The following is a 16974-nucleotide window of genomic DNA, read 5'->3' as shown; positions in this document are numbered from 1 at the left end:
TTTTTTTTTTTATTTCTCCGGCCACCCCCGATATCTAACCTCGCCTCGGCGGCGGCAGTTTCTGATTTTTATACGGTCAGGGAGCAGATAGGGAATGGAGGGGGAAGAAGGGGGAGGAACGTTTTTTCAGCGTGACATGTCGGTTGTGAAAAGGAGGTGGAAAAATTATTTTACACCATGAGGTATGATGCCCGTTTCATTGCCGCTTTCGCACTGTTTTCAGTCTGGCAGCTTCAATGCTTTCCGGTTTTACCGGGGTGATTTCGGAGGTGTGTCAAAACGAAAAGGAATCGACATCATGATAGATTTTAGGCACGGAATTCACGGATTAATCAAGAAGAAAACCGTGTAAATCCGTGTAATTCCGTACCCAAAAGAAAACATAACGGAAGTTCTCGGACAGCCTGGGTGGGGGGAGAACATATCTCCTGTGAAAATCGCATCATTTGGAAGAAAAAGACACGCATTTGCTTTGTTTTTACAGAAGTAAAAGTAATTTTGCAGGAGATATGAGAAAGAGAGATAAAACGTGTGCGAAAGCAACACCCGAAGAACCGAAACGCGAACAGCGCATGGTATGCCTGATGAGCGAGGATGAACAGCGGATTGTGGACCGTTATCTTGCCAAATACAAGATAACCAATAAATCGCGCTGGTTGAGGGAGACTATTCTCATGTTTATCCATAAGAATATGGAAGAGGATTATCCGACGCTGTTTGGCGAACATGATATGAGGAGATGATGATGTAACCAAACACAGAGGCGCAGAGACACAGAGGCAACGATATGTTGTGGACTATTGGCTTTTAACTCCTGACGGAGCGAAACGTAATGATGGATCCTTATGATTTTCAATAACTTCCGATAACTTTTTAAACGAATGACAGATACTGATTATATGAAGCAGGCGCTTTTGGAGGCGCGAAAGGCGGGCGAACGGGGGGAGGTGCCCGTGGGAGCGGTGGTGGTCTGCAAAGACCGTATCATTGCCCGCGCCCATAACCTGACGGAGACGCTGACAGATGTCACCGCCCATGCCGAAATGCAAGCCATAACGGCCGCCGCTTCCACCCTTGGCGGCAAATACCTGAACGAATGTACGCTGTATGTGACGGTGGAGCCTTGCGTGATGTGTGCCGGCGCCATTGCCTGGGCGCAGACAGGACGCCTGGTCTTCGGTGCCGAAGATGAGAAACGGGGATATCAGCGCTATGCGCCGCAAGCGTTGCATCCTAAAACCGTTGTGGTGAAAGGGGTGCTTGCGGATGAATGCGCCGGGTTGATGAAAGAGTTTTTTGCGGCAAAACGCCGCTGATTCTGCTTCCTTCTCTGTTGTAGGTACAATGGAAATTTAGTGGGATATGGTTGTTTATATAGATATATAATGCTACATAGTTCTTCTCTCAAAAGTATGGATGATGCATTTCGTCGGTATTATCGTCCTTTGTGCCTTTATGCGCTACATTATCTGAATGACCCGGAAGATGCGGAAGACACCGTACAAGATTGCTTTGCCGCGTTGTGGGAATGCATGAGTAAAGGTCGTATAGTCTCCGATTTGAAGTCGTATCTCTATTCCATGGCACGTAACCGTTGCATTGACAAACTAAAAAAAGATAGTGCGATTGATTCAAATGTCACTCCTATGGACCTGGCTGACGAGATTTCAGATGAAGAATGCGAAGAACGCTCATTGATAGAAGCACGCCTGTGGACTGCCATTGACTCGCTGCCTGAACGTTGCAGGGAAGCACTTCTGCTTTGTAAGCGGGACGGATTGAAATATGAAGAGATAGCGAAGCGGCAAGGGGTTTCTGTCAATACGGTTAAGAATCAGATAAGCAAAGCGTTGAAGGCTTTGAAAGAGGGAGGACGAAAGATCTATATGTTCTTTTTCGGATAAGTATAAAAAGTCCGCTCTGAAAAGAAAAATCACAAAAGAGGCATTTTTTTTCATTGGGGAATAGTAGGATTTGCATAAAATGCAGTCTTAGTAGAAAACGAATGAAAATATGAGCGAAATAGAAGAAAAAAGCATCCGGTTCGTCCTGAAGAACTATAAGCATGGAGTGTTTGACACCCGGAAAGCATTTCATGAATGGAAAAATAAGCATGATATCCATACCCGAAAGCGGCATATCGGATATTATTGGTCGGGAGTGGCTGCCTCGCTGCTGCTTTGCATCGGTACATATCTTTATTGGAACATGCGCGAAGACGATGCGTGGATGCGTATTGCCGCTGCCGGCAATGTTATGGAATATATGCTGCCGGACAGCACCTTCGTAACCTTGTCACCTCATTCCTCGCTCAAATACCGTCCCGAGGTATTCAGAAAAGAACAACGGGAAGTGGTAATGACCGGAAAGGCATATTTCCGCGTACATCGTGACGCTGCACATCCTTTCAGCGTGACCGGACAATATGCTGTAGCGAAAGTTCTTGGTACGAGTTTCCAAATAGACGAGACGCTTTCCGATTCGGCAACAGAGGTTTATGTCTCGTCCGGTAAAGTATTGTTTGCCGCCAAAGGAGAGAATGACGGCGTGGTGTTGACAAAAAACATGCAAGCCAGCTTAATACGTGGAGAGCGTCAACCCCACATCGTAGCGCCACAGACACCTAACCCAGCGGCATGGGCTGCCGGGAAATTCGTTTATGAAGAAACACCTCTGCCCGATGTGCTGGAAGAATTATCAGATTATTATCATGTAAAACTGACCGCAACAAATGCAGACAAGACACTTTCCGCAGAGTTTGAAACAGATGACGGAGTGGATGTGATTGTCTCTTTGCTTGAAGAATCATTAGGAGTTAAGATAGAAAAAGAATAAGCGTATGATCAGATTTCTTATATTCATTTTGTTGGCAATCTGCTGCCAACAACAGATGTCTGCTGTCTCAATGCAAACAAAGCACACCATCAAAGAGCAGATGGAAATCATCAAAAAGGAGCATTCCGTGAAGTTTGTATATGATGCCTCTCTGAAACTGGCTATACCCTATTCCGGCAAACCTCTTCACGGGCTGACACTGGAACAAAGCCTGAAAGAATTGTTTCATGGGACGGAAGTCGCATGGGAAATAAAAGGCAAGTATGTATTGCTGACCCGCGCAAAGCAAAAGAGCAAAGCCAAATATACCCTTAGCGGATATGTTTATGACAAGGATGGAGAAACAATCATCAATGCGACCGTATGGGATGCTGCTTCAGGCGTAGGAACGCTGACGAATGAACACGGCTTTTTCAGTCTTACACTGCCGGAAGGCCGTCATCGGGTGCATTTCTCGTGTGTAGGCATGGGGGAACGGTTGGAAGAGGTGTTGCTGAATGGAAACAAGCCAATGAATATCTATTTGAATGATTCTTATCAGTTGGAAGAAGTGGTGGTGACAGCCGACCTCAATTCTCCCAATCTGACCACGCAGACCGGAAAGAAATCGCTTACAAGCCGTGACTTGCAGACGGAGTTTGCCTTGTTCAGTTCTCCCGATGTAGTAAAAACGCTTCAAAACCTTTCCGGTGTAGCGGCAGGCACGGAACTTATCTCAGGTCTTTATGTACATGGTGGGAGTAATGATGAAAATCTTTTCCTCTTAGACGGTACTCCGCTGTATCAGGTAAATCACTTGGGCGGGCTCTTCTCTGCTTTCAACACAGATGTTGTGAAGAACATTGATTTCTACAAGAGTGGATTTCCTGCACGTTACGGTGGCAGGCTGTCGTCCGTCGTGGATGTACGTACCAATGAGGGGAACATGCGTGAATATCATGGCAGTGTCACTGTTGGATTGCTGGACGGGCGCATACAGTTTGAGGGACCCATCAGGAAAGACCATACTTCGTTCAACATTGCCATGCGTCGCACGTGGCTTGACCTCTTTACCGTTCCGGCATTGGCCATACGCAATCAGTCGAAAAGGGATGACAAGATAAACGTGCGCTATGCTTTCCATGACATCAATGCTAAAATAACGCATCGCTTTTCCGACCGCAGTCAATCTGATATAAGTTTTTATTCCGGCAATGATGTATTCAAAGTAAAAAACATACTATACCCATTAGACAGAGAAACCGATACAGATAAGTTTGACCTGCAATGGGGAAACCTGACAGCGGCACTGAATTGGAAATACCGGTTCTCCTCCAGACTTTTTGCCAATCTTACCGGAGTCTATACGCGGAACATCTCTCATTCAGACTATCTCACGGAAGAGAAAGTGATGGATGAGGGGACGCTGAACGGTATCACCCATACGGAACGCCGCAATCATTCCACGATAGACGATGTGGGCTATCGCATGGAGTTCGACTATCGTCCCGGCACCCGCCATCATCTGCGCATAGGTTCCAACTACCTGCTGCACTTCTTCCGTCCGCAAAGCACGGCCAACTATGATTATAGTGGCGACGAGCAGCAGCAGGATACCATCAGCAGACAGGCTTCCTCTTTCTATCGGGGACATGAGCTTTCGCTTTATGCGGAAGATGACATCGCCTTGACTCATAGGCTACAGATGAACGTAGGAGCGCATTATACGCTGTTCTGCATATCCGGCAAGGTTTTCCATTCCGTAGAACCGCGTGCGGCCTTGCGCTATCAGCTCAGTGACGGATTGACGGTGAAGGCGTCCTATACGGAGATGAGCCAGTTCATGCACCAGCTTTCCAACACCTATCTGAACCTGCCGACTGACTATTGGGTACCATCTACCCGGAACATCCGCCCCATGCGTTCGCAACAATATGCGGCGGGCATATATATGCGGCTTCCGTTTCGAGTGCTGCTCAACGTGGAAGGGTTTTACAAGACCATGCACCATGCCATAGAGTATGACGGAGGAAACCGGCTGACCCCGTCTGCCGATAGTTGGGAGTCGCTGATAAGGTTTGGCAAAGGCAAATCTTACGGAATGGAAATGGAAGCCTCCTATAGCGGCAGTCGCATTTCTGCCAACGCCGCTTATACCTTGTCGTGGAGCAAACGGAACTTTCCCGAGTTCCATGCGGGGTGGTATGCGGACAAGTTTGACAACCGGCACAAGCTGAACCTTGCGATGCGCTACAAAGCCTCGTCCCGGATAGAGACATACGCCTCGTGGTGCTACCACAGCGGAAATCGCATGACCGTGCCCCAACAGATAGTCGATGCACCCATCTTGCCCGGAATAGGAAGCAAGGGAGAAGCGGAATGGGTTTACGAGCAACCCAACAATGTGTCATTGCCCGCCTATCATCGGCTGGACGTGGGCGCGAACTTCCGCAAAACAACCAAACGGGGGGATGAACGCATCTGGAACGTGAGCATCTACAATGCTTATTGTCGCATGAATGCCCTCTACGGGAAAGTGGTGCAGCGACCGGATGGCAGTTTTCGTGGGAAAGCCACGGGCGTGTTTCCCATCATGCCTTCATTCAGTTACACACTCAAATTTTGAACAGATATGAAAACAACTTATATTCCACTGCTATTGCTTCTTGCCCTCATGACTTCGTGCAGCTACGATTTCGATCTGAAGGGTATGGATGCCGCCGAGAAGTTGGTACTCTATTGTATGCCTGAGGCCGATAGCGACACCACCCTGATACAGCTGTACCGTAGCCGGCCTGTTGCCCGACAGAAGAAAGAAGGGAAAAAAGAGATAGCCAATGCCCGCATCACATTCAGCGTCAATGGCACGGAACAGACCGTTCGTTACGTAGAAACGGATGAACCGTCGGTGCCTGCCGGATGCTATTATGTGGTCGGACGGTGGAGCGAGACCGATGTCATCCGTGTCTGTGCGGAAGCAGACGGATTGCCGCCCGTATATTCAGAGACAACCATCCCGGCAAGTTTTCCGCTGAAGAAGATAGATATGGTGCGCAAACAGGACATAGACAATAAACTCCAGTTCCGCATCACGTTTCAAGACGATGGGAAAGAGGGTTATTACGGGATTCGCATCACGAAAAAAGAGGTATATGAAGATTGGAGCAACAAGGAGAATAATTCCACTTCTATTTCCGTTTTAGATATGGAATTGGATGATGAACCCTTGCTGAACCACAAAACAGGATTGGACGCAGCATTTGACTTTTCCACCGACTTCTACCAGTATCTATATACATGGAGCAATGAGCAAGTATTGAATAGGGAGTACACACTTCGGCTTAACACTTACTATTTTGCCGATTATGAAGCGAATGAGTGGAGGCACAGCAGTCAGCATACATATTATAAGATATATCTCTACACATTGTCATCAGAGTTATACAGCTATCTGAAGTCTCTGAATGATGTGAAAAACAACGAGTTGGGAAACAAAGGTCTGGCACCCATACGGAGCAGCTATACCAACATCGAAAATGGTATCGGCGTATTGGGCGGTTGCCAAGTTACAGAAACAGAATGGTTAGAAAATGTACATTGATAACAACAGTTGATTTTATTAATTTAAAAAAGAGACAAATGAAAGATTTAAGTTTATTACAGAAAAAAGCCGGTATGGCAGTGTTCCTATGTATGTCTGTAAGTCTGTTTTCATGCAGCAACGAGGAAGAGTTTAGCCCGGTAAATGAGAAAGTAATTCCTGCGTTGGAAGTGTCAAGAATGAGTGATTGGGTGGCCAATACGAGAAACTCTTTCGACGAATTTGGTGATATGCCCGTTCTTCATTTCAAAGACGAACAAACCTATAATGAAACCATTGTTAAGCTTAATGAAATGGATAAGGAAGAGCGTGATGCTTATTTCAAAACAATCGGTTTTGATGGTGCTTATACCATCTGGAACCATGCAGACGAAGAGTTGGAGCAAATATTCGAAATTGAAGATTCCACACGATTTGAGAACGAGATTTCCAACTTATAAAGAAAAGTATGATAAAATCTTCGCTTTCAATACTATTGACGCCTATGATGCAACTCCGTATCTTACATTTACCGATGATGACTTGTCACTCGTCGGCAACATCAAAGGGTACGTTGTCATCGGCAATACCCTTAAAATGCCTGAAAACAATACTCCGACATTTAATGTGGATGATGAAGTTGCAACAATGGCAGTCGCTTCCGGTCCAATAGAACCCGGATTCAAAGGATTCAAAAACGCGGCGTTATCAATTAAAAACGGGAAATACAAAAGTACGATGACAATTGGACGTATTGTAAATGGCAATTCATTTGCTGTTGAGTTTGTCACAAAGAAAAAACAGTTCTTATGGAAAAAAAGTGTATCTGCGAGTTATTCTGCTGAATTGGAAATGCAAAGTTCCAAATTCCATCATAAGAACGTTGTTATTTGTCCTAATGGCTGCAAGGTTTCTATTCTGAATTTACGTATTGAAACTGTTGGAAATGTGTTTAATGCCTATGTGAGAAATTTTAAAAGTTCATGTGGAGATTCTACAGGAAAGCAAGATTTTAATAATATACAAGTCATATAAATGCGTAAAAAGTTCAAACAAGGGTATTCAGGGTGCTGTATCCCATGATTATTCTTGTTTGAGCTATTATAAAACTGATAAAATCAATACACATTATGAATAAAAAGATTTTAGTAACATCGCTATTCGCCATTGTCTTCAGTATGGCAGGCATGGCACAAGATTTCAAAGTGGGAGTGACCGGAGGTTATAACCTCAGTCTTCCGAGTGCTTACGATTCGCAGTCCGGCTTTCACGTTGGACTTAAAGGGGAACTTGGGCTTCTGCAGGCAGCGAAGGGACTGTATGTGGACTTCGGCCTGCTGCTCTCCTCGCACGGCTGGAAGACTCCCGGTTATTATTACAACGATGGTCCTACTAGTTCTACCAAAACAACTTCTGGCACGCCTTCTTCCGGTTATACTTCCGACTGGGAGTGTACCCCTTATTACCTGAGCATCCCCGTTCATGTCGGTTACAAGTTTTCGGCAGGACGAAATGTCAGCCTGTTTATCAATGCCGGTCCTTATTTCAATATCGGACTGTTCGGTAAGGCGAAGGAAACTATCACTCCTGATAACGGTAAGGCAACGACCTATACAAGGGCAGACAATGTTTTCAGTGATAAGATGCAGGAACGCTTTGACTGGGGATTGGGCTTCCGTGCCGGTGTGGAGATTGTGCGACACATACAGTTGGGCATTGGTTACGACTGGGGCATGAAGAACGTCAATAAGAATAGCGTGGACTGTAAGAGTAGAACATTTACGGCATCATGTGCCTATATGTTCTGAAAAAAAAGCGAGTTTATAGTAAAACAATTGAAATTTATCATTTATGAAAAAGTTTTTATTTTTGATATCATTGATTGTATGCATGGTCTCATGCAGCAACGATGATTTAGAATCGTTGGAAGCTGTTATCCCAATTCAAACTCAGCAATCATCTTTTAAGATCTCACCAGAAGAAGCCAAAATAGAACTCAGCAATTTTATGAATCAGCTCAACTTCTTAAATACAAGAACGAGGAGCGTGGAACAAATGCAAATTGCAGATGTGTATCCCATCCGAAATGGAATACATACACGAGCCACTGCATCTGATATGTCTGACAACTACGATGTGGATATTGATACGTTGTTGTATGTAATAAATTTCGCAGACAATCAAGGGTTTGCGTTGGTAGCGGCTGATAAAAGAACTACACCGATTTTTGCGGTCATTGACGAAGGTGCGTTTTCTGTTGATAGTCTGAATGAGAATAAAGATGAGGGATTTCTTATGTTTTTAGATTATGCTATCAAAATGGAAATTCAAGACATTGAGAATTATAAGGAACCGTCTCAAACACGTTCTCTCGAAACTAACGGCTATACCATAAATTCTGAATATGCTCCAATATTACACACGAAATGGACTCAAAGTGGTGTCTATGGGAAATATTGCCCCAATGGTACAGCCGGTTGTGTTATTATTGCAACTGCTCAAATTTTATCTCATTATAAAACGATCGGTCATGTAAACTGGTCTTATAATGGGACTATGGGTTCGTCTGATTTACATTGGGATAAAATCATGTTTGATTGTGACAAAAACAATGGGGTACTTACAAGTTCTTCATGTGCAACATCAGCCAATGAAGTGGCTCATTTGGTAAGGTATCTTGGCATTGCTTTAGGAGCAGAGTACAAAAAATCAAACGAGACAAGCGCAAAAACTTCAAAAGCGGTAGAGTGGTTCAACAAATGGGGAGGATTAAATGCAAGCTCCTTAAAAGGCTATAATGAAAATAACATTATATCTGCCATAAAATCTGGATATCCTGTGTTAGGTCGCGGTAATTCTGGTAAGAAAAAGGTACTTGGTATTCGTGTCGGATGGAAAGGAGGGCATGCTTGGGTTTATGATGGTGTCCTTGTTGCATCTAAAGATGGAAAATCTAACAATTTCGTCCACTGTAATTGGGGATGGGGTGGCTATAAAAATGGCTACTATATCAGTAAAGCCTTTGATACTAATGCAGGTGCCCCAATCTATGATTCATCTGACGAACAATCAGGTAAAACTCCAAACTATAAATATAACCTTGAATATTCGATCGTAAAAAAATGAGATACTACATATTATTGAAAATTATAAGTGTCATCTGTTGTTTGAGTCTTACCTCTTGCGGAAATGAAGATGAGAAATTTGAAAACATAGAGTTTAAGACAACAGGTGTAACATTGTCTCCTCCCAATGGAATTTCTTATTATGGTGAGGCTGGCTATACAGGAGGAGAAATAACTTTCACCGCTGTGGGTAGGAATGCAGAAAACGGGTTCCTTTCTGAAATCAAAGTGGGCGAATATTTTTATAGAGTTACCGATGACGACAGGAAACAGCAATTACCCTATACTATTTGTGAAAAGGAATGGGGCAAAATAGAGATTTTATCGGTATCTCCCCATACAACTCGCATGGTCCTCTCTGAGAACCAAACCTATAAAAGTATTAACTACGAACTGACGTTTGGCGTAGCATATACAATCTCAAATGTGTTATTAGTCCAGTTAAAGAAGGAATAAATCAAGGTAATGATGTATTGATTTGACAATAATGGTGTGGACTGTAAGAACAGGACGTGCGTGGCATCCTATGCTTGTATGTTCTAAAAAAGAATATAAAGTTTATGCTGTTTAATGGTATCATTATGTGGAAACAGAAAATCTGTAACATCAATCAGAAGGCATACAATGTGGCTTTTGTAACCATGATGATGTTGTCCTTTTGCTCGCAGTTGTACGGGCAAGAAAATTCTACGCATTTTTTCGATTGTATAAAACTGACTGTACTGGATATAGACACTGCCAAGCTGTCGATTTCTGAATATGGGAAGCCTTTTCTGTCTCCACATTTTGATGCCATTCCCCAAATGCCCGAAATGCTTTTGGACATTCGTCCTGATTACACATTGAGCTTTCCTGTAGATTGTTCACCTTTGCATAAAAGCGAATATAGTGTCGGTGGAGTTATTCATCGGTTTGACAAGATGGATATTTGGGGACGTGGCAGGCAGGAAAACCTCGTAGGAGTCGGAGTGTCGAACTATGCTGAAGTTAAAACGGTATATGCTCCAAACAACAAATGGAAGTTGGGGCTGTGGCTCTATGCACACAAACTGAGTATTCCTCGTTCGGGTAGCAACACTTTTGGAATTGGCACTGATGTTTCCTATCAAATCCATTCCCAAGCATCGCTCCATCTTTTTGGTACATATTACCGCACCTACTTTCCAAGAGTAGAATCGATGAAGAAGCTGGACGGCTATCATTATGGCGGTTATCTCTCTTTGGGATTGGCAGAACGATGGGCAATAGATGTAGGCATGAGAAGCTATGGTAGCAATTGTTCTCACCAACAATGGAATGTGCCGATAATACGCCCGTCTTATAAACATAACGGGAGCGAAATAAATGCAGATTTTGGTGGAATATTCCACCAAATTTTAAAAGGATTATTCTTTAATCATTGATAATATGAAACAGAAAAAGAGTAAGATAATGATTGTTGCTGTGTGGATTCTGCTGTGCGGATGTATGATGTGCATAAGTTCATGCGGAAGTCTGCTTTATAATCCATCCAATAAAACGGAACAAGTGACAGTAACTATTAAACAACCTATCAAATAGGTTGAAAACATAAGAAGGATTTTGAATAATCAATCGTTAGAGAGTGAAGTATTACAATCTTTGTACCTGAAATGTTCAGTTTCTTCTTATTTCAAATGTGGGCTGAAAATCTGTAAGCTGCGAATTTGCGCTTGGATGGTGATAATTCTATTCCTTGATTTCCTCGAAGTCCACATACTCCCCTTCGTCTTTGGAGAACAACTTCTTACGCTTGGGACGGATTTCGCCCTCTTCCGGGTTGGTGATTTCCTCTTCTTGGGAGGAGGTTCGGGATTGTTGTTGGTTGTTATAGGAATATCCTCCGGTATATTGATGGGTACCGGAGTTTGTATGTGGTCTTCCTAACTTGAAGATGTTTTGGATGACACTGCCGATAATGCTGAGGCCAATGAGCAAGACGGCTATGATAATGATAAACAGGAATCCTAAAAAGTGCAACATAGGCTAATGCTTTTTTATTTGTTCGTTAGACACGAACAATCATACAACAATTGTGCCAAAGATTTGTTTAGTCACTTTTTCTTTGTGGCAAGTGAAAGTAGTATGTACCAGACGATGATGGCGGCGAAACTGCAAATGCCCAGAAATACCAGCAGCGGAACGCAGACAAGCAAAAAGATAAAACAGACTTTGTTGTCTTTCCACGACAGGTTCTTGAACTTCAGCGAGAACATCGGAATCTCCGCCACCAGCAACCAGGAGAACAGACAGACTAACACGAACAGATAAACGGGATGAAAGCCGCTTGTCAGGAAGTCGTGAGAACCCGCTACCAAAGAGGCCCAAAACAAGGCGTTGGCCGGGACGGGAAGTCCTACGAAGGAAGTGGTCTGCCGAGTGTCGTTATTGAATTTGGCGAGTCGCAATGCCGAGAACACGGACAGCAGGAAGGCAAGATAAGGGAAAAAGGGCGCCGCGCTTGCCATGATACCCGGGTAGTCCATCTCTTTGAACAAAGAGAACACAATCAGCGAAGGGGCGACCCCGAAGCTGACATCGTCGGCCAGAGAGTCCAAATCTTTGCCAATCGGCGAGTGTGCGTCCAGTGCGCGTGCCATCATGCCGTCGAAGAAGTCAAAAACGGCACCGAGGATGATAAAGGCAAGTGCCCACTCATAGCGGGCTTCAAATGCCATGATACAAGAAATACACCCGGAGAAAAGGTTCAGGCAAGTCAGGGTGTTGGGAATATGGCGGGTGATACAGTTTGCCATTCGTATTTGTTATTTAAGTTTGGCTATCACGGTTTGGTTGCCGGTGGTTAGTTGTCCCAGTGTGACGAGTATATCGGTGCCCAATGGCAGGAAGACATCCACGCGCGAACCGAATTTGATGAATCCCATGTGCTCATCGATGTAGCACTCTTCGCCCGCTTCGGCGTAAGTCACGATGCGGCGTGCCATGGCTCCCGCTATCTGGCGTGCCATGATTTCAGTGCCTTCCGGGGTTTCAATCACTACGGTAGAACGTTCGTTGTCGGTGCTGGCTTTGGGCAGCCACGCTTTCATGAATTTGCCGTTCTGATGCCATACTTTCTTTACGGTACCTTCTACCGGATACCAGTTGGCATGTACATTGACCAGACTCATGAAGATAGATATCATGATGCGCCGATCGTGGAAGTACTCGTTTTCCTCCACCTCTTCCACCACTACAATCTTTCCATCGGCAGGAGCTACCACTACTTTTTCCGTATCTTGTCCGAACAAGCGGATGGGGCAACGGAAGAAGTTTACCAATATCCCGTACACGATGAGGCTGATGGTTGCTACTACATAAAACGGAACTTTGCATTCCAATCCGAAATAGAGGGCGGCATTGATGACAATCATCAATAACAAACTGCCGGCCAATGTGTGTGTGCCTTCACGGTGGATACGTATCTTTTTCAGTCTTTTTAATCGGCGCATGTGTGTTGTAATTTGCTTTTTAAAACATAAATTATCCGCAAAAATAGTTTTATTTTGAAAATCTGACAAATATTTGTAGGAGAAATGCAGTTGTTGATAACTTTTTGGGGAATATCTTTGTCAGATTTTGCGGAGGTTGTAATTTTAGCCTCCCAATAGATAAGGATAGTTATGCAAGATTTTGTTCATTTACATGTTCATACCCAATACTCGCTTCTGGACGGTCAGGCAAGTGTCAGCAGATTGGTTGACAAGGCGATGAAGGATGGCATGAAAGGCATTGCCGTGACCGACCATGGAAACATGTTCGGTATAAAGGAGTTCACGAACTACGTCAACAAGAAGAACAGTGGTCCGAAAGGGGAGATAAAAGACCTGAAAAAGCGGATTGCCGGCATTGAGAGCGGAGAGATAGTCTGTGAGGATAAGGAAGCGGAACTGGCCGCTTGCCGCGCCGGCATTGAGGCGGCGGAGAACAAATTGTTCAAGCCGATCATCGGTTGCGAAATGTATGTGGCACGCCGTACCATGGACAAAAGAGAGGGAAAGCAAGACCAGAGCGGTTATCACCTGGTGGTGCTGGCAAAGAATGAGAAGGGCTATCATAACCTGATTAAGCTGGTGTCGCACGCCTGGACCAGAGGCTACTACATGCGTCCGCGTACCGACCGCAGCGAACTGGAAAAGTATCACGAGGGGTTGATTGTATGTTCGGCATGTATCGGTGGTGAAGTTCCCAAAAAGATAATCAACGACCGGTTGGATGAGGCGGAAGAAGCCATACGCTGGTATAAGAACCTGTTTGGCGATGACTACTATTTGGAGCTTCAGCGCCATAAGGCAACCGTTCCGAGAGCCAATCATGAGGCCTATCCGTTGCAACAGAAAGCGAATGCCAAGTTGCTGGAGCTTGCCCGGAAATACGATATTAAAGTAATCTGTTCCAACGATGTGCATTTCGTCGATGAGGAGAATGCCGAAGCGCACGACCGGCTGATCTGCCTGAGTACAGGTAAGGATTTGGACGATCCCACCCGCATGCTTTATACCAAGCAGGAGTGGATGAAGACGAAAGCAGAAATGAACGCTCTGTTTGAGGATGTTCCCGAAGCGCTCTCCAACACGTTGGAGGTTCTGGATAAAGTGGAGTACTACTCCATCGACCATCCGCCTATCATGCCTACTTTCGCCATTCCTGAAGAGTTCGGGACGGAAGAGGAATATCGCCGGAAATATACGGAAAAAGACTTGTTCGATGAGTTCACCCAAGATGAAAATGGCAAGGTGGTGCTGGATGAAGAGGCCGCCAAGGCCAAAATCAAACGCCTGGGAGGATATGAGAAATTGTATCGTATCAAACTGGAGGCCGATTACTTGGCAAAATTGGCGTTTGACGGCGCCAAGAAGTTGTATGGCGACCCGTTGTCGGACGAGGTGAAAGAGCGTCTGGTATTCGAACTATATATCATGAAAACCATGGGTTTTCCTGGTTACTTCCTTATTGTGCAGGATTTTATCAACGCCGCACGTACGCAGTTGGGTGTATCGGTAGGACCGGGACGTGGTTCGGCTGCCGGTTCGGCGGTGGCTTATTGCCTGGGCATCACGAAGATAGACCCGATTCAGTATGACCTGCTGTTTGAGCGTTTTTTGAATCCCGACCGTATTTCGTTGCCCGATATCGATGTGGACTTCGATGATGACGGACGTGGAGAAGTGCTTCGTTGGGTGACGGAAAAGTATGGACAGGAGAAAGTGGCGCACATCATTACGTATGGTACGATGGCTACTAAGATGGCTATTAAGGATGTGGCACGTGTACAAAAACTGCCTTTAAGCGAATCGGACCGATTGTGCAAGCTGGTGCCGGACAAGATTCCCGATAAGAAGCTCAACCTGCCCAATGCCATTGCTTATGTGCCCGAACTCCAGGCGGCGGAGGCTTCGCCCGACCCATTGGTGCGCGATACGATGAAATATGCCAAAATGCTGGAGGGTAATGTCCGCGGTACGGGTGTGCATGCCTGTGGAACCATTATTTGCCGTGACGATATTACGGATTGGGTGCCTGTCAGTACGGCAGATGACAAGGAAACGGGCGAAAAGATGCTCGTTACTCAATATGAAGGTTCTGTCATCGAAGATACGGGATTGATTAAAATGGACTTCCTGGGACTGAAAACATTGTCTATTATAAAGGAAGCGGTGGCGAATGTACGCCTGCATCGGGGCATGGAACTTGATATCGACAATATCTCGATTACCGACCCGGCCACTTATAAACTCTATTGCGATGGTCGCACCATCGGCACGTTCCAGTTTGAATCGGCAGGTATGCAGAAGTACCTGCGCGAGTTGCAGCCCAGTACGTTTGAAGACCTGATTGCCATGAACGCCCTCTATCGTCCGGGACCGATGGATTATATTCCCGACTTTATCGACCGTAAGTGGGGGCGTAAGCCTATCGAATACGATATCCCGATTATGGAGAAGTATCTGAAGGACACATACGGCATCACGGTTTATCAGGAGCAGGTCATGCTTCTCTCTCGTCTGTTGGCGGACTTCACTCGTGGGGAATCCGATGCTTTGCGTAAGGCGATGGGTAAGAAGTTGCGTGACAAGCTGGACCACATGAAGCCTAAATTCATTGCAGGCGGACAGAAGAACGGGCACGATGCGAAAGTGCTTGAAAAGATTTGGGCGGACTGGGAAAAGTTCGCGTCATACGCTTTCAATAAATCGCATGCCACTTGTTATTCGTGGGTGGCCTATCAGACAGCTTATTTGAAGGCCAATTATCCGGCTGAATATATGGCGGCGGTGATGAGCCGAAGCTTGTCGAACATTACCGACATCACCAAGCTGATGGACGAGTGCAAGGCGATGGGCATTAATACGCTTGGACCGGATGTCAATGAGAGTAATCTGAAGTTTACGGTGAACGAAGTGGGTAACATCCGTTTTGGTCTGGGTGCCGTGAAGGGAGTAGGCGAGGCTGCCGTGCAAAGCATCATGGAAGAACGCGAGAAGAACGGTCCTTATAAGGGCATCTTTGATTTTGTGCAGCGTGTCAATCTGAATGCTTGCAACAAGAAGAACTTGGAATGTCTGGCCTTGGCGGGTGGCTTCGATAGTTTCCCGGAACTGAAGCGTGAGCAATATTTTGCGGTCAATTCCAAGAATGAGGTCTTTCTTGAAACATTGGTGCGCTATGGCAACCGGTATCAGGCCGATCGGGCGGCAGCGGTAAATTCTCTCTTCGGTGGTGAGAATGTGGTGGAAATCGCGACACCGGAAATACCGGTGGCAGAACGTTGGAGCGACCTTGACCGCCTGAACAAAGAGCGCGACTTGGTAGGTATCTATCTTTCCGCGCATCCGCTGGATGAGTATTCGGTGGTGTTGGAGCATGTTTGCAATACCCGTATGGCGGAGCTGGAAGACAAAACGGCGCTTGTGGGGCGTGAGATAACAATGGGGGGAATCGTAACTTCGGTGCGTCGCGGCATCAGCAAGAATGGAAATCCATACGGCATTGCCAAGATTGAAGATTACTCCGGTTCGGCGGAACTTCCTTTCTTCGGCAATGATTGGGTGACCTATCAGGGATATTTGGGAGAGCGTACCTTCCTTTTTATCAAAGCACGCTGCCAGCCTAAACAGTGGCGGCAAGACGAACTGGAGTTGAAGGTAACCTCCATGGAACTATTGCCGGATGTCAAAGAAAAACTGATAGAGAAGATCACCATCTTTATCCCGCTAAGTGTATTGAACAGGGCGTTGGTTACTGAATTGGTGGAGCTGACCAAAGAACATCCGGGCAATACGGAACTTTATTTCAAGGTGAGCGATTCAGAGAGCAAGATGACGGTCGATTTGATTTCCCGTCCTGTGAAACTTTCGGTGGGACGCGGTCTAATCTCTTATTTAAAAGAACGTCCTGAGCTGGATTTTCGGATTAATTAATTATCTTTGCTCCCAA

Annotated in this window: 16 protein-coding genes; 13 read left to right on the top strand and 3 right to left on the bottom strand. The window is 45.4% G+C overall.

Going from position 1 to position 16974, the window contains the following annotated elements; genetic code table 11:
- Positions 1 to 509: 509 nt before the first annotated feature.
- The 12 genes from K2G43_RS11880 to K2G43_RS11825 all read left to right on the top strand — a co-directional run bounded on the left by K2G43_RS11880 (position 510) and on the right by K2G43_RS11825 (position 10922).
- On the top strand, positions 510 to 743 hold the full coding sequence (locus K2G43_RS11880; RefSeq protein ID WP_297641903.1) for a hypothetical protein: 234 nt from the start codon (positions 510 to 512) through the stop codon (positions 741 to 743).
- Positions 744 to 881: 138 nt separating this feature from the next.
- Positions 882 to 1316 carry a nucleoside deaminase gene (locus K2G43_RS11875; RefSeq protein WP_297641901.1) on the top strand — a complete coding sequence of 145 codons (435 nt, stop codon included), beginning with the start codon at positions 882 to 884 and terminating at the stop codon, positions 1314 to 1316.
- A gap of 96 nt (positions 1317 to 1412) precedes the next feature.
- Positions 1413 to 1904, top strand: a complete 492-nt coding sequence (locus tag K2G43_RS11870) for an RNA polymerase sigma-70 factor (RefSeq protein ID WP_297641900.1) — start codon at positions 1413 to 1415, stop codon at positions 1902 to 1904.
- A 109-nt stretch (positions 1905 to 2013) separates the two neighbouring features.
- Positions 2014 to 2835 carry a FecR domain-containing protein gene (locus K2G43_RS11865; RefSeq protein WP_300155456.1) on the top strand — a complete coding sequence of 274 codons (822 nt, stop codon included), beginning with the start codon at positions 2014 to 2016 and terminating at the stop codon, positions 2833 to 2835.
- 55 nt (positions 2836 to 2890) lie between these two features.
- Positions 2891 to 5440 carry a TonB-dependent receptor gene (locus tag K2G43_RS11860; protein WP_300155475.1) on the top strand — a complete coding sequence of 850 codons (2550 nt, stop codon included), beginning with the start codon at positions 2891 to 2893 and terminating at the stop codon, positions 5438 to 5440.
- Positions 5441 to 5446: 6 nt separating this feature from the next.
- A complete protein-coding gene (locus K2G43_RS11855) occupies positions 5447 to 6415 on the top strand; it encodes a DUF4249 domain-containing protein (RefSeq protein WP_297641896.1) in 969 nt (322 codons plus the stop codon).
- 38 nt (positions 6416 to 6453) lie between these two features.
- Positions 6454 to 6855 carry a DUF4848 domain-containing protein gene (locus tag K2G43_RS11850; RefSeq protein ID WP_297641894.1) on the top strand — a complete coding sequence of 134 codons (402 nt, stop codon included), beginning with the start codon at positions 6454 to 6456 and terminating at the stop codon, positions 6853 to 6855.
- Positions 6830 to 7429: a DUF4848 domain-containing protein gene (locus tag K2G43_RS11845; RefSeq protein WP_300155452.1), complete on the top strand. Its 600-nt coding sequence runs from the start codon at positions 6830 to 6832 to the stop codon at positions 7427 to 7429. Before K2G43_RS11850 ends, K2G43_RS11845 begins: the two co-directional genes overlap by 26 nt.
- A gap of 95 nt (positions 7430 to 7524) precedes the next feature.
- Complete coding sequence (locus K2G43_RS11840; RefSeq protein ID WP_300155449.1) at positions 7525 to 8202, top strand: porin family protein; 678 nt, start codon at positions 7525 to 7527, stop codon at positions 8200 to 8202.
- Positions 8203 to 8245: 43 nt separating this feature from the next.
- Complete coding sequence (locus K2G43_RS11835) at positions 8246 to 9520, top strand: C10 family peptidase (RefSeq protein WP_300155446.1); 1275 nt, start codon at positions 8246 to 8248, stop codon at positions 9518 to 9520.
- On the top strand, positions 9517 to 9975 hold the full coding sequence (locus tag K2G43_RS11830; protein ID WP_300155443.1) for a hypothetical protein: 459 nt from the start codon (positions 9517 to 9519) through the stop codon (positions 9973 to 9975). The genes K2G43_RS11835 and K2G43_RS11830 overlap by 4 nt, the downstream gene beginning before the upstream one ends.
- Positions 9976 to 10100: 125 nt before the next feature.
- Positions 10101 to 10922 (top strand): hypothetical protein, encoded by an 822-nt coding sequence (locus K2G43_RS11825; RefSeq protein ID WP_300155440.1) that lies wholly within the window; start codon positions 10101 to 10103, stop codon positions 10920 to 10922.
- Positions 10923 to 11226: 304 nt separating this feature from the next.
- Here K2G43_RS11825 and K2G43_RS11820 read toward each other — a convergent pair whose 3' ends face one another.
- From K2G43_RS11820 to K2G43_RS11810, 3 genes are all read right to left on the bottom strand, one after another.
- Positions 11227 to 11520: a DUF4834 family protein gene (locus tag K2G43_RS11820; protein ID WP_297644711.1), complete on the bottom strand. Its 294-nt coding sequence runs from the start codon at positions 11518 to 11520 to the stop codon at positions 11227 to 11229.
- Between the two features lie 71 nt (positions 11521 to 11591).
- A complete protein-coding gene (gene pssA / locus K2G43_RS11815) occupies positions 11592 to 12293 on the bottom strand; it encodes a CDP-diacylglycerol--serine O-phosphatidyltransferase (RefSeq protein ID WP_300155436.1) in 702 nt (233 codons plus the stop codon).
- Between the two features lie 9 nt (positions 12294 to 12302).
- Positions 12303 to 12989, bottom strand: coding sequence for a phosphatidylserine decarboxylase family protein (locus K2G43_RS11810; protein ID WP_297644715.1), 687 nt, complete (start codon positions 12987 to 12989; stop codon positions 12303 to 12305).
- Between the two features lie 171 nt (positions 12990 to 13160).
- On the opposite strand from K2G43_RS11810, the gene dnaE reads away from it, so the two are divergent.
- Positions 13161 to 16958, top strand: coding sequence for a DNA polymerase III subunit alpha (dnaE, locus tag K2G43_RS11805; protein WP_300155432.1), 3798 nt, complete (start codon positions 13161 to 13163; stop codon positions 16956 to 16958).
- Positions 16959 to 16974 lie beyond the last annotated feature (16 nt).

This window comes from Bacteroides sp. (assembly GCF_029057325.1).
Lineage (GTDB): Bacteria > Bacteroidota > Bacteroidia > Bacteroidales > Bacteroidaceae > Bacteroides.
This window is presented reverse-complemented; position numbering and strand designations above follow the sequence as displayed.